This window comes from Thalassotalea marina, from assembly GCF_014656435.1.
GTDB classification, from domain to species: domain Bacteria; phylum Pseudomonadota; class Gammaproteobacteria; order Enterobacterales; family Alteromonadaceae; genus Thalassotalea_C; species Thalassotalea_C marina.
In genome coordinates this window covers 287,593-301,191 of the sequence record NZ_BNCK01000004.1, presented here as the reverse complement: position 1 = coordinate 301,191, position 13,599 = coordinate 287,593, and the positions used below count along the sequence as shown (strand labels likewise).

Here is a 13,599-nt window from a genome sequence, read left to right as displayed (position 1 = left end):
TATGAAACTTCAATCTATCGATAAATCTACTTACCGCCATAAACTGAATCGCATTATTGTCGGCTTTGTTTTAGGTTTTGCTGCGCAATCAATTTTATTTGGTACCTTGTTTATTGAGCTATTTACTTTCGGTGATATTCCCCAAACCCTTGCTGAAGGAGAAGAGCCGCGCAGTAATTTTAAATTTAACTTAGCTGGTGTAATCGTCGGTTTAGTTGTTAGCGGCGCAGTTTTACACCGTTTAAGAGAAACGACCTATTTTACTGAGGTTTATTATGTTTGGCAGGTCAAACAGGTTCAGAACTTAATTTATCGAAAACTAAGTAAGATTAACAAAGCAGCATTTGAACAACATGATGCTGATGCGATGAGAATACTTAATTATTATTATGAAAGCTTAAAGCAAGTTTATCAGCTAGACGATAATACATTAACGATGACCAAGGTGAATAATGATCATCAAAAGGTAGTAGAACTTGCTGAGAGTCACCATATTTCATTTGAAAACTATGAATTTGATAAGGCACAATTAGCTCAATTTTGACAAGGAGATAAAGCATGATTGGCTACGTAACGTTAGGAACAAACAATATCGAAAAAGCGGCGCAATTTTATGATCAGTTACTTGCTTCTCTGGGCGCTACTCGGTTTATGGAGTCAGATCGTTTGATCGCCTGGGCAGTTTCTCCTGAACAACCGGCGTTTTGTGTTGTAAAACCTTATGATGGTGAAAGTGCATCTGTAGGCAATGGTGTCATGATAGCCTTATCTGTAGATTCGCCTGATAAAGTGGATGCACTTTATCAAAAAGCACTTTCGTTAGGCGCTACGTGCGAAGGAGAGCCAGGTCCTCGTCAATTAGCTGGCGTATATGCGGCTTATTTTAGAGACTTAGATGGAAATAAACTAAATGTCTTTAATTTTGCTGTAACACAAAGTTAACGACACTAAGGAGTACTTTCGAGTACTCCTTTTTTACATTAGTTAAAATATCGGTAGACTGGTATACCAGTATTAATTAAAAAGAAGAAAAATATGGATAAATCTACATCATTTAATAGCGCACTCGTGGCATTGTCGCTTATTTTTTCACCTCAACTATTAGCCAAGGACAATACTCCCTTTTCTATCGCTATTCATGGCGGTGCTGGTACCATCAGTAAAAGCAAATTTACCCCAGAAAAAGAAAAGGCTTATCGTGCAAAACTGCAAGAAGCGGTAGACGCTGGTTATAAGGTGTTAGAACAAGGTGGAAGTAGTTTAGATGCAGTAACAAAAGCCGTAAATATATTAGAAAATTCGCCGTTTTTTAATGCTGGAAAAGGCGCGGTTTATACCTATGATGAAACTCATGAAATGGATGCCTCAATCATGTACGGTAAAAATCGCCAAGCTGGTGCAGTGTCGGGTGTAAAACATATTGAAAATCCAATTAATTTGGCTCGATTGGTGATGGAAGAGTCTGTGCATGTCATGTTAAGTGGGGCTGGCGCTGAAGAGTTCGCTGTTTCACATGGTGTGCCTTTAGTTGACAACAAGCTATTTGATACAGAAAGTCGCTATAAAGCGTTACAACGAGCAAAAGAAAAGTTCAAAAAAGAGCGAGAAAACAAAGACTACCAAGCTGCTCATCAAAGCCTAGATACCGAGTATAAAGTTGGCACTGTTGGCGCTGTTGCACTAGATAAAGCTGGTAATATTAGTGCTGCAACCAGTACAGGCGGTATGACAATGAAACGCTATGGCAGAGTCGGCGATTCACCAATAATTGGTGCAGGTACTTTTGCTGATAATAATTCTTGTGCGGTATCAGCAACTGGTCATGGCGAGTATTTTATACGCTATAACGTTGCTGCTGATATTTGTGCACGTGTGCAATATCAAGGGAAAACCATCGAACAAGCAGGGAATGAAGTTATTCACGACGTGTTATTACCCGTTGGTGGTACTGGTGGCGTTATTATCGTTGATACAAAAGGTAATGTTTCTATGCCATTTAATACCAAAGGCATGTATAGAGCTAGTCGCACTTCAACAGGTGAGTTTAAAGTTGGTATATTCAAAAACGACTAATTTTTTAATGCTGTCAGCATAGCTGCTGACAGCAAAGCATAGTCGTTTTGATTTAGTCTATCGTTAAACTCAAAACCACCAAAAACTTCAATCTTGTTAAAAGTAATTTGTATTTTTGTGTTTAGTGGATGTTATTCAACGCATCTGTTGTTTTATTTAGGTGTTAATTTTTAATGATTACTTTGTCTGGCATCCAAGTTTTTGATCTGTTTTTTCGTTTTTCATCGATAGGCATTCTGATTTGCACACTTATCCTCGTTGTACGAAGAGCTAAGGGTATTAATTCAAATATTACATACCCACTTATTGGCTTTTTGATATGTATTATCGGGTATATCCTATTAACGTTACCTATAGACAATGAACACTATGGCGGTATTCGACACGTTCTTTTACTGTTAACCGATGTCACACCGTTTGTCATATTATGGCTTGCACTAAGTTTGTTAAATCCTAAATTTAGCCTGTCAAATACAAACATTTTGGTGCTAGTGCCAATTGTTACTTATTTACTTTGGTTAGTTTATTTCTTTTTAGTTATAGGTGGCTACGGCATCATGCATGACGTTAATCATGCAATTGGTATTGTTACATTTATTGTTGTTATCTATTTATGTTTAAACGAATACTTTGACGACTTAAATAATCAACGTCGTAATAACAGACTTTTGCTCGTAGTAATGTGTGTTTGTTATATGATTGCACTTGTCGTATTCGAGTTTGTTCTCAAAGATTTTCGTAATTCTTGGCAGTTTAGTTTCGGGAATAGTTTGATTAACTTTGTGCTTGTTGGAATGTATTTGCTAAAAATTGTAAAAGAGTTCCAATTTGTTCCGTTCGATTCAGCTAAACCCGTTAAGGATGAAAGTGCGTGTGTCCAAAAACTTAATGAATGGATGGCTAATGGTGGATTTTTGCAGTCTAACCTGACCATTGGTGAGCTGGCTAAACAATTAAGTTTACCTTCTCATCAACTTAGAGTAGTGATTAATCAAGAATTAGGATTTAGTAATTTTTCACACTACTTAAACAGTTATAGAATTCCTTATATTTGCGAACAACTAAAAGATCCAAATAAAAAACAAATTCCGGTACTTACTCTAGCCTTAGAGTGTGGGTATGGTTCGATAGCTCCATTTAATCGTGCGTTTAAACAGCTAAAAGGGGTCACACCAACTCAATATCGTAATCAATTTTAAAATTGATCAGATGTTTTTAATATCGATAAGAAAATAATCTGGTTTTTCAGCACTATAACTTCCTCTCTAATACTTGGAAGTTAATATGAAAAATAGAATTATATTGAGTAGCCTGTGTTTACTTATTGTAAGCGGCTATTTTGTTTGGCCTGTATATTCTGCCTTAATGTACAAAGGCAAAGTGCCGATGATAGGCAAACCAAATTTAATCCAACCACAAAACCAACCACAACAAAGCTTAGTTTTTAATAGCAGATATGAAAAAACAGCAGATGAAGCAATTCAAGCATTGCTATCACATAACATTGCTGTTTCATCTCCAGGATATACGGCTGCGGTATCAATAAATGGTGAAAAGGTATGGGCTGGTAGTGTAGGTTGGGCGAATATAGAAAAACAAATAGCTATGACACCTACAACACAATTAAGAGTCGGTAGCACTTCTAAACTGCTTACTTCTGTTGGTTTAGCGAAGTTAATCAAGCAGGGGAAACTAAATTTAGATACCCCGATCAAAACTTATTTAAAAGATTTACCGAACATTAAATGGGACAAGATTACACCTAGACAGCTTGCCTCACATACTGCAGGCTTGCCTCATTATGGCCAAAATACAGAATTTTTTGGCAAGTTAACAACTTTAAAAGCTGATGAACATTTCACCAATGTTCAAGATGCATTAACTCTGTTTGATGATAGCGAATTGTTGTTTGAGCCGGGCGAGAAATTTGAATATTCGAGTTTAGGTACAGTACTTCTAAGTGCTGTTATGCAAGAGGCTGCTAACAAAAATTATCAAATTTATATGCAAGAGAATGTTTTAGAACCACTTGGATTGAAAAGTACAACGTTTGAAGCGCCGCATAATCAGCCTAAACAATTAGCTAGTTTTTACTGGAGAGATGAAAAAGCCCCTGAACTGTATAAAACGTGGATGAGTGTTGACTTAAGTCATCGTTTGGCCGCTGGAGGCTGGGTTTCAACTTCGCAAGATTTAGTTAAATTGGGGCAAGCATTTCTTAATGATGATTTTATTCCAGCAAAAGTGCGTGATGAATTTTGGACAGTGCAAAGACTAAATAGTGGTATTGAAAATCATCAAGGGTATGGAATAGGCTGGCGTATACATGAACTAGACTTAGGGCAAGGTTTTGAAAAACAGTTATATATGCACCATGGTGGGGTAAGTGCTGGGTCACAAAGCTTTTTGATGGTACTACCTAAATACCATATGTCGATAGCAATCAATGCTAATTTCAAAACTCAAAATTTTCGAGATTTTAACAAAGTATCTTATGAACTCGCCCGTTTATTTATTCGAGCACTAGAATCGGAATGATCTTTTAATTCTTATTTGCTTAAACAAACTCTAAAGTGCACATATAGAGCCGCTTCTTGTGTGCTTTTTTGTTTAAGTTACTCATTATATTTACGTGCAGATCTAAAAAACAAATTACATTATTGTTTGGGGAAGAATTAAAGCGTCTTTTGGCTTAAGGTGTTAGTTTGCTTCACGCTCGATTTTTGTTGAATATTACGAGAAACTAAATGACTAAAAAATTTTACTTGGTAATTATTCTTCTGTTATAAGTCTAAAGAATTATTTTGATAGAAAAACTCAACATGAAATTTTTAACAAAATCTGCAATTTTGCTAGTTACTTTCACGTTAATATCTGCATGTTCTGATGATGTAGGCAAAGTCAGTCTTGGGCTATTTACTACAAAAGACGTTGTTGTAGTCGCTAAAAAAGACCCAAAGATACCCGGCGTAACATGCCATATAAGCCACATTGAAGCAGATCTTGATTTTGCAGATCCTTCAGACATGAGCATTGCTTGTCGTCAAACAGGAGACATCACTGCAAGTCAAATCATGTCGATTGATAAGTCTAAAAATGGTGAGGTCGTATTCAAAGAGTCTAAAAGTATTTTGTTTAAGAGTTTGAAAGTTAGACGAATCTATGATGCTGAAAATCAAACTTTGATCTATTTGTCTTATTCGACAAAAGAATCTTCAGGTAGTCACCATCACTCATTGTCAACGGTGCCACTATATGGCACGAGTGCATTATCAACGCCAATTGAGGCAAATTAGATAAGATGAAGTTAATTAAGTCGCTATTTACCCCAAAACCTGTAATTGATGCCGATACCAAAGCTTGGTTATTTGATTGTGTCGCATGGGCTATTACTGAATTTGGACATCAAACATTTCAGCAACACACTTGTTTAGTTTTACCAAATAATAAATATTACCCTGGTCGGGTTGATAGCATTGAAGGGATGGCACAAAATATATTTGCTAAAACCGTTGAATATAGCAACATGCAACACTGGCCGCTTCTTTTAGTGAACCCTCAGCAGTGGCAAGGGCATCAAGTACCAACTATTCGATGTTCTGGTCAACTTCGTGACAATAACAGTCAGATTTTGTTGCCCGATCACCTTAATATTATTCAAATTGGTTACAACCCTTCGCAGGTTAATCAACCTCAGGACATGATTGCAACTTTGGTACAGCAGCTGGCAAGTGTATTGATCCGCGCAAGTCAAAGTACACCGCCTGGGGGGCAAAATATGATCCCAGCAGCGATTGACGTACTAAGCTGCATCATGGGCTTTGGCGTAATGTTTGCCAATACAGCTTATCAATTTAGGGGCGGGTGTGGATCTTGTTACAACCCGCATGCCAACAGGCAAGCTATTTTGCCGGAGAATGACATGCTATACGCCTTAGCGATATTTTGTGTATTAAAGCAAGTCCCGGTGTCAGAGGTAACGACTCATTTGAAAGCACATTTACGTTCTGTGTTTAAAGCGATGCATAAAGATGTAAGTAAAACGCTAAACCAAAGCCAAGGACATGCGCTGCAACTCATATATCAGCAAGGATAAAATTTTTTGCATAATAAGATGATATTTATGGGAATAAATTTTACTTTGTGACTAAGCTTAGAGAGAAAGTACAAGAATAGTTAAAAAGGGCTAACTTATGGAATCGTTGAAAGTTTCCGACTATATGAACCATTATCCTGTGACCTTTGCCCCCGAAATGGTAATTGAAGAGGCGTCATTGAGGTTTTTAAAAACCAAACAAATTGGTGGTCCCGTTATTAATGATAAAAAGCAATTGGTTGGTTTTTTATCAGAAAGTGACGTGTTAGCGACTATGCTTAAAACGAGTTACTATGGCGAACATATGTCTGATGTTTCTGATCTAATGCGCCCAGATGTACTGTCAGTAAAACCCTACGATAGTATTGTTGAGTTAGCGCAACAAATGCTTGGCAATAAACCTAAAGTTTATCCTGTAGTTGATGACGACGGACATTTGTTAGGAACAATTTGCCGTAACGACGTTTTAAGGGCAATTGATATACACCAACGTAGCAGGATTTCTCGTTAAGCGTTAATACTCACTTGGTATTAAATTAGTTAATTGATAAAATAAGCTTTTTGGTTTTTCCTAGAGCTTATTTTGTCAGCAGATCAACTTTCCCCTGAAAATTCTAATAAGGTTACAACTTCAAAAGCATTGTTTAGCATGCTAAATAACGTGCGTCTGGCCGATAAAGCGTTGTTTAAAAGTCGGTTAAATGGTCTCGAAAAAATCAAAAATGATGTCAAAAGACAAAAAGTGTTAACTGACATCGAAAAACAAATCAATGCATCAATTGCTATTAAACAAGCAAAAATCAGTCAAACGGTTAAAGTTACTTACCCAGACGGTTTGCCTGTCTCTGAAAATGTAGACACCATAGCTAAAGCCATCGACGAACATCAAGTTGTTATTATTGCCGGCGAAACTGGCTCTGGTAAAACGACGCAAATCCCAAAAATTTGTTTACAGCTGGGTCGTGGTATTGATGGTTTAATTGGCCATACACAACCAAGACGTATTGCAGCTCGTACAGTAGCTGCCAGAATTGCAGAAGAGCTTGATAGTGAATTGGGTAACCTTGTCGGTTATAAAGTTAGGTTTACTGATCAAGTGAGTGACAACAGTTATATTAAACTTATGACTGATGGTGTGTTACTAGCTGAAATGCAACACGATAGATTGTTGCGACGCTACGATACCATCATTATTGATGAAGCTCATGAGCGCAGTCTAAATATCGATTTTATTTTAGGTTACTTAAGACAAATCTTACCTAAGCGTCCAGACTTAAAGGTCATTATTACCTCAGCGACTATTGATCCTCAGCGTTTTGCTAAACACTTTCAACCGACTCAAGAAAAAGAGATCCCGATTATTGAGGTCTCTGGCCGTACCTATCCTGTTGATATTATTTATCAACCACTATCTGAACAGGAAGAAGATAGTGATGTCATCTCAGGTATTATTAATGCGGTAGAAGATTTATCAGATCTGCCCATGGGTGATATTTTAGTGTTTCTTAATGGCGAACGGGAAATACGGGATACAGCAACAGCACTAGAAAAACAAAATTTCGCTCATACGCATATATTACCTTTGTACTCTAGGTTAACCGTACAAGAGCAAAACAAGATATTTCAACCACATACAGGTAGAAATATTGTTTTAGCTACTAACGTTGCAGAAACTTCTTTAACTGTACCAGGCATAAAATACGTTATAGATCCAGGTACCGCTCGGATATCTCGCTACAGTTATCGCACTAAAGTTCAGCGTTTGCCCATTGAACCTATATCTCAAGCAAGTGCAAATCAACGTGCAGGTCGATGTGGTCGCGTCTCAGAAGGTGTGTGTATTCGTTTGTATTCAGAAGAAGATTATCTGTCTCGTCCTGAATTTACTGATCCGGAAATTTTAAGGACCAATCTTGCTACAGTAATATTGCAAATGTTGTCATTAGATTTGGGCTCAATTGAGCAGTTTCCTTTTGTGCAGTCTCCTGATAATCGTAATATCAAGGACGGTGTTCGTCTTCTTGAAGAGTTAGCTGCAGTTACCTCAAATAAAGGGCGAATGAAACTTTCACCAAGTGGCCGGTTGCTTGCCGCTTATCCGGTAGATCCTCGCTTAGCTAAAATGATCATTACTGCTACTGACTTAGGCTGTTTAGAGCAAGTTTGTGTCATTGTCAGTGCAATAAGTATTCAAGATCCAAGAGAACGACCGCACGAAAAACAACAGGCAGCAGATGAAAAACATAGCCGTTTTAAAGATAAAGAATCTGACTTCATCAGTTTCTTGAATCTTTGGCAATATATCAAAGAGCAGCAAAAAAGTTTAAGTAACAATCAATTTAGGAAACTCTGTCAAAAAGAGTACTTGTCGTATATTCGTATTCGAGAATGGCAAGATATATATGCTCAACTTTGTATGACGCTCAAAGAGCAAAAAATAAAGTTAACTTCTTTAGACTTGAGCAAAGATGAGGTTAATTTCGATCCTGTACATCAAGCTATTTTATCTGGGCTATTGAGCCATATTGGTCAACTTGATGAAAACCGTGAATATAAAGGAGCGAGAAATTCTCGCTTTTATATCTTCCCTGGTTCTGGGGTCGCTAAAAAATCACCTAAATGGTTAATGGCAGCGGAGTTAGTTGAAACTAGCCGTTTGTTCGCTCGTTATGTTGCTAAAATAGATGCGACTTGGATTGAGCCAATGGCTGAGCACCTATTAAAACGAAGCTACAGCGAACCTCACTGGGAGAAAAAGCAGGGTGCTGTAATGGCTTATGAGCAAGTATCGCTTTATGGCCTAATCGTCGTTGGTAAACGAAAAGTTAATTTTAACCAAATTGAACCGTCCACGTGTCGTGATATTTTTATTCGCGAAGCACTTGTCAACCAAGATGCTAATATCAATGAAGCTTTCTTTAATCGTAATCGTGATCTAATTAAAGAGGTCGAAAAGTTAGAGCAAAAAGCCAGACGTAAAGACTTTCTTGTGGATGAAGAACTGTTGTTCAACTTTTATGAGTCAAAGCTACCGAGTAATGTAATTTGCCAACGCAGCTTTTTATCTTGGTGGAAAAAAGAACAAAAACGAGTGCCTAAATTACTCGACTTTACTCGAGAGTTTTTACTCAACGAGTCAACACAATCGGTTACTAAACATGAATATCCAGATTTTTGGACTCAAGATAATCTAACCTTACCACTAACTTATCATTTTAAACCTGGTGAAGACGATGATGGCGTCAGTGTTCATATTCCAATAGGTATTCTTAACCAAGTTGAAGATGAAGGGTTTGATTGGCAAATTCCGGCATTGCGTTATGAATTAATAATGGCTCTGATCAAAGCACTACCTAAAACGTTACGCCGTAACTTTGTTCCCGCACCAAATTATGCACAAGCATGTGTAGATGCCATTGAAATGAGTAGTGTGTCGCTTAAGCAGGCTGTTGCTAAGCAACTGTTGCGTATGACGGGTGTTAGGTTGGAAGAAGATGCTTGGTTTGACGCTGAAATCCCTGCACATTTGAAGATGAATTTTAAGGTCGTCGATGAAAAAGGGAAGTTAATAGCACAAGGTCGTGACTTAATTAAGCTAAAAGAAACCTTACAAGGTAAAGTAAAAGCATCCATTCAAAAAGTGGCTGACAAAGGTATTGAACGAGCTGATATTCAAACTTGGGATTTTAATGCGCTGCCCAAACACTATGAAAAAAAGGTGGCCAATCTTACGATAAAAGCATTTCCTGCAGTAGTTGATCATAAAAAATCAGTTGCTATAGAATTGTTTGAAGATGAACTTGTAGCTGAGCAAGCGATGCAAAGTGGTATTGCACGTTTGATCTTGCTAAACATTCCTTCACCAATTAAATATTTACAAGAAAAGTTGCCAAATAAAGCAAAGCTTGGTTTGTACTTCAATCCGTTTGGCTCAATACAGGATTTATTAAACGACTGTATTTTGGCTTCTTGTCATTATTTAGTAAAACAACAAGGTGAACAGCCACGCGACAAAGCCGAGTTTATTGCTGCTAAAGAATTTGTTCGAGCTGAACTAGCCGATGCCGTGTTGGCGTTAGCGATTAAAGTAGAACGTGTTTTGTCGTTAAGTCATGACATTAACAAAAAACTAAAGGGTAAAGTCTCGTTAAATCTAATCCAAGCGCAAGGTGATATAAAACAGCATCTATCAACCCTTGTTTTTAAGGGCTTTGTAACAGAATCTGGCTATGAGCGTGTCCAAGATATTGAACGCTATTTAAAGGCTATTGTTCGTCGTTTAGAAAAGCTCGCTATCGACCCGAATCAAGATAGATTGAAACTCTTAGAAATAGACAAAGTAGCTGAGCAATACAAGCAAGCACTTGCGGCATCAAAACGAAACAAAGTTGAAGAAAATCAGCTAGTAGAAATAAAGTGGATGATAGAGGAGTTACGTGTTTCTTTGTTTGCTCAAAACCTAAAAACACCTTACCCAATCTCGGCTAAGCGCATTAAACAAAGGATTAAAGAACTGACGGGTTAAGCGCTTACAATGTAAATCCTAATTGACATGACATATTCGCTCCCGTATAAAAGTAGAGGGATTAATAATCAAGTATATTGGAGTGGTGATGGTTGTAAGTTATGACGATAAGCGCAACTTTTATCGTATGATGTTAAACAGTGATGTTACCGTAACAATTATAGACGATGAAATTAACAGTACTTTAGTCGCGACATGCAGAGATTTAAGTGCAACTGGAATGGCCATTGAGATGACACATCCCATTGAGATTAATACCAATGTTAGAGTTTGTATGGACTCTTCTGGCAACACAATTCAACCGCTTGATGTAAAGGGGAAGGTTGTTCGTGTTACCGAAGAAACGCCAGATAACTACCTTATTGGAATTAATATTGCCGAGATAGATTAACGTTAAAGTTAACTAAAGGGAGTAACGAAGTTACTCCACCTGACAAATTAAGCCTTTTAAGTAATAGCCTTCTGGATAATTACTTGATATCGGGTGATCTGCTGCTTGTTGTAGGCGTTCTACAAAATATACATTTTTGTAAGCATCTAGTGCCGCATCAGCGACTACTTTTTGAAATAAACCTGCCTCTAGTAACCCTGAACATGAGAAAGTTAATAATGTTCCGCCAGGGTTTAATATTTGCATTGCAATCATATTAATGTCTTTGTAACCCCTACATGCGCTAGTTAATTGTGCTTTTGAGTCAACAAACTTCGGCGGGTCAAGAATGATCATGTCAAACTTTTTACCTTCGGCTTTATACTGACGCAATAGTTTAAATACATCTTCTTTAACAAAGTCGACATTGTCAGTTGATAAATCATTAAGTTCATGATTTCGCTTAGCCAGATCTAATGCTTGCTGAGAAACATCGACATTAGTTACGTGTTTAGCGCCATTGGCAACACAGTGCAGAGAAAAAGTACCGGTATAAGAAAAGCAGTTTAAAACGCTTTTACCTTTTGCATAAATGCCAGCAGCTTTACGAGAGTCTCGTTGATCTAGGTAAAAGCCTGTCTTATGGCCTGTAGCTACATCAACATGAATGTTAATCCCGTGTTCTTTAATTATAACTTCAGTTGATTCTCTTTCTTTACCTAACCAACCTGTGATTAACGGTAGGCCTTCTTTTTTACGTACGTCGACATCAGAACGTTCATATAAATAACATTCAGGGTATAACTCATTTAGCGCAGCGACCAAAGAGTGACGATGAAAATCTGCCCCCGCACTTAGTAACTGACAAACGATAATATCGTCGTATCTATCTATTGTAATGCCAGGAAGTCCGTCGGACTCACCCGCAATTAATCGATATCCGGTTAATTGATCACGCTCGATAAACCAGTCACGCCTTTGTTGTGCTGAGCGCAAACGTGCCTTGAAGAATTCAGTATCAATTGATGTGTTTGGCGTAAAGGACCAAACTCTAACTCTAATTTGTGAATCAGGAGAATATGCACCAACAGCTAGCCATTTTTCTTTGCTATCAAAAATATCGACGGTATCTCCAACCATCGGATTTCCTTTGATTTTATTTACTGCTTTGGAAAAAACCCATGGATGTTTGCGACGTAAAGACTTTTCTCTACCTTCTTTTAAATAAATTCTTGCTGACATTTGCCTATACTTAACGATAGCGATAAAAATTGCGCCGAGTTTAGTCAATCGTAAAACAAGGTGCAATCACGTTTTGTTATAAATTTGAGAATAAGAGAGTTTGACCTATGAATGTTAGCTATATCGCTCATGTAAGTGGGAAAGTTCAAGGCGTGTATTTTCGTGCCTCAAGTCAACAAATGGCTATTGAATATGGCTTAAGTGGCTATGCACACAACCTCGCAGATGGAGATGTCGAATTACTTTTATGTGGGGAAGAAGAAAGTGTTAGCAAAATGCTGTTGTGGCTAAATGAGGGACCGCCGCAAGCAGAAGTCACCAATGTCGAAACTAAGCAGGTGCCCTGGCAAAATCATAATCACTTTTCAATTGGTTAAACTTAGTTAATACGCAAACAGGATCTAACTTAAATTCAATGGTTAGAGTCTGTTTGCTTATGATTAAATATATACAAGTTATAAATCTGACTTTACTCGATATAAGTAAAGCGCTTTATCTGTTTACCTTCACGTTCAATGATTTCATTAAACATGGAAATAGGGCGGATCCAAATATCCCTTTCTCCATATTCTGGTTGATAAACGACAAACTCTTCTTCGGTTTCACTGTGTTTTGCGATATGTAATACCTGATAGTAATTGCCTTTAAAATGTTGATAGCGTCCCAATTTCATTGATAGATCCACAAATATTTAGATTTAATAATTTTAAAATGATTGTGTATTAAATAATAGAGACTAAAAAAGGGAAATTACTACGTAAAGTGTATTTAATTGTTGGAGATTGGTTGCGGGAGCCAGATTTAAACCGATGAACTTCGCTGGGTTTATAAGAGAGCTGAGCCTGAGGGCTTTCTTTGATGTTTAATTTGAATTTAATTGTAGGAGATTGGTTGCGGGAGCCAGATTTAAACCAATGACCTTCGCAGGGTTTATAAGAGAGCTGAGCCTGAGGGCTTTCTTTATGAGAATTATGAAATGGATATCATAGAGATTGGTTGCGGGAGCCAGATTTAAACCGATGAACTTCGCTGGGTTTATAAGAGAGCTGAGCCCGAGGGTTTTATTTTATGTTTAATTTGAATTTAATTGTAGGAGATTGGTTGCGGGAGCCGGATTTGAACCGACGACCTTCGGGTTATGAGCCCGACGAGCTACCAGGCTGCTCCATCCCGCGTCCGAATGACTTGATATTATCAAGTAAGCCTTTAAAGAAATACTTTTGATTTCTTTATGTGTTAGTGAAAAAATTCTAACTAACTTGGTTGCGGGAGCGGGTTTTAAACCGACGACCT

Annotated in this window: 13 protein-coding genes and 1 tRNA gene; 11 read left to right on the top strand and 3 right to left on the bottom strand. The window is 37.6% G+C overall.

What is annotated here, in order from left to right:
- The first annotated feature begins 1 nt into the window (after position 1).
- From IE199_RS10580 to IE199_RS10535, 10 genes are all read left to right on the top strand, one after another.
- Positions 2-544, top strand: coding sequence for a DUF3087 family protein (locus tag IE199_RS10580; protein ID WP_189770109.1), 543 nt, complete (start codon positions 2-4; stop codon positions 542-544).
- Between the two features lie 14 nt (positions 545-558).
- Entirely contained in the window at positions 559-942 is a 384-nt protein-coding gene (locus IE199_RS10575; RefSeq protein ID WP_189770107.1) for a VOC family protein, read from the top strand.
- Positions 943-1,035: 93 nt separating this feature from the next.
- Positions 1,036-2,073 carry an isoaspartyl peptidase/L-asparaginase family protein gene (locus IE199_RS10570; RefSeq protein WP_189770105.1) on the top strand — a complete coding sequence of 346 codons (1,038 nt, stop codon included), beginning with the start codon at positions 1,036-1,038 and terminating at the stop codon, positions 2,071-2,073.
- A 173-nt stretch (positions 2,074-2,246) separates the two neighbouring features.
- Positions 2,247-3,272, top strand: coding sequence for a helix-turn-helix domain-containing protein (locus IE199_RS10565; RefSeq protein ID WP_189770103.1), 1,026 nt, complete (start codon positions 2,247-2,249; stop codon positions 3,270-3,272).
- A gap of 85 nt (positions 3,273-3,357) precedes the next feature.
- Complete coding sequence (locus IE199_RS10560; RefSeq protein ID WP_189770101.1) at positions 3,358-4,611, top strand: serine hydrolase domain-containing protein; 1,254 nt, start codon at positions 3,358-3,360, stop codon at positions 4,609-4,611.
- A 284-nt stretch (positions 4,612-4,895) separates the two neighbouring features.
- Positions 4,896-5,369 carry a CreA family protein gene (locus tag IE199_RS10555; RefSeq protein ID WP_189770099.1) on the top strand — a complete coding sequence of 158 codons (474 nt, stop codon included), beginning with the start codon at positions 4,896-4,898 and terminating at the stop codon, positions 5,367-5,369.
- Between the two features lie 5 nt (positions 5,370-5,374).
- Positions 5,375-6,169: a hypothetical protein gene (locus IE199_RS10550; protein WP_189770097.1), complete on the top strand. Its 795-nt coding sequence runs from the start codon at positions 5,375-5,377 to the stop codon at positions 6,167-6,169.
- A 97-nt stretch (positions 6,170-6,266) separates the two neighbouring features.
- A complete protein-coding gene (locus tag IE199_RS10545) occupies positions 6,267-6,680 on the top strand; it encodes a CBS domain-containing protein (RefSeq protein ID WP_189770095.1) in 414 nt (137 codons plus the stop codon).
- A 129-nt stretch (positions 6,681-6,809) separates the two neighbouring features.
- A complete protein-coding gene (gene hrpA / locus IE199_RS10540) occupies positions 6,810-10,694 on the top strand; it encodes an ATP-dependent RNA helicase HrpA (protein WP_506054838.1) in 3,885 nt (1,294 codons plus the stop codon).
- An 88-nt stretch (positions 10,695-10,782) separates the two neighbouring features.
- Positions 10,783-11,085: a PilZ domain-containing protein gene (locus IE199_RS10535; protein WP_189770086.1), complete on the top strand. Its 303-nt coding sequence runs from the start codon at positions 10,783-10,785 to the stop codon at positions 11,083-11,085.
- Positions 11,086-11,115: 30 nt separating this feature from the next.
- Here IE199_RS10535 and IE199_RS10530 read toward each other — a convergent pair whose 3' ends face one another.
- Positions 11,116-12,306, bottom strand: a complete 1,191-nt coding sequence (locus tag IE199_RS10530) for a class I SAM-dependent methyltransferase (RefSeq protein ID WP_189770084.1) — start codon at positions 12,304-12,306, stop codon at positions 11,116-11,118.
- 107 nt (positions 12,307-12,413) lie between these two features.
- Between IE199_RS10530 and IE199_RS10525 the strand changes: the two genes are divergently transcribed.
- On the top strand, positions 12,414-12,683 hold the full coding sequence (locus tag IE199_RS10525; RefSeq protein WP_189770082.1) for an acylphosphatase: 270 nt from the start codon (positions 12,414-12,416) through the stop codon (positions 12,681-12,683).
- Between the two features lie 92 nt (positions 12,684-12,775).
- Here IE199_RS10525 and IE199_RS10520 read toward each other — a convergent pair whose 3' ends face one another.
- Together IE199_RS10520 and IE199_RS10515 are read right to left on the bottom strand one after the other, a co-directional pair.
- Positions 12,776-12,979 (bottom strand): DUF1653 domain-containing protein, encoded by a 204-nt coding sequence (locus IE199_RS10520; RefSeq protein WP_189770080.1) that lies wholly within the window; start codon positions 12,977-12,979, stop codon positions 12,776-12,778.
- Between the two features lie 425 nt (positions 12,980-13,404).
- Positions 13,405-13,481 (bottom strand) — tRNA-Met (locus IE199_RS10515).
- Positions 13,482-13,599 lie beyond the last annotated feature (118 nt).

Coding starts and splice junctions, on each gene's coding strand:
- IE199_RS10580 (WP_189770109.1), top strand. CDS start 2: ATGAAACTTCAATCTATCGATAAATCTACTTACCGCCATAAACTGAAT.
- IE199_RS10575 (WP_189770107.1), top strand. CDS start 559: ATGATTGGCTACGTAACGTTAGGAACAAACAATATCGAAAAAGCGGCG.
- IE199_RS10570 (WP_189770105.1), top strand. CDS start 1,036: ATGGATAAATCTACATCATTTAATAGCGCACTCGTGGCATTGTCGCTT.
- IE199_RS10565 (WP_189770103.1), top strand. CDS start 2,247: ATGATTACTTTGTCTGGCATCCAAGTTTTTGATCTGTTTTTTCGTTTT.
- IE199_RS10560 (WP_189770101.1), top strand. CDS start 3,358: ATGAAAAATAGAATTATATTGAGTAGCCTGTGTTTACTTATTGTAAGC.
- IE199_RS10555 (WP_189770099.1), top strand. CDS start 4,896: ATGAAATTTTTAACAAAATCTGCAATTTTGCTAGTTACTTTCACGTTA.
- IE199_RS10550 (WP_189770097.1), top strand. CDS start 5,375: ATGAAGTTAATTAAGTCGCTATTTACCCCAAAACCTGTAATTGATGCC.
- IE199_RS10545 (WP_189770095.1), top strand. CDS start 6,267: ATGGAATCGTTGAAAGTTTCCGACTATATGAACCATTATCCTGTGACC.
- IE199_RS10535 (WP_189770086.1), top strand. CDS start 10,783: ATGGTTGTAAGTTATGACGATAAGCGCAACTTTTATCGTATGATGTTA.
- IE199_RS10530 (WP_189770084.1), bottom strand. CDS start 12,306: ATGTCAGCAAGAATTTATTTAAAAGAAGGTAGAGAAAAGTCTTTACGT.
- IE199_RS10525 (WP_189770082.1), top strand. CDS start 12,414: ATGAATGTTAGCTATATCGCTCATGTAAGTGGGAAAGTTCAAGGCGTG.
- IE199_RS10520 (WP_189770080.1), bottom strand. CDS start 12,979: ATGAAATTGGGACGCTATCAACATTTTAAAGGCAATTACTATCAGGTA.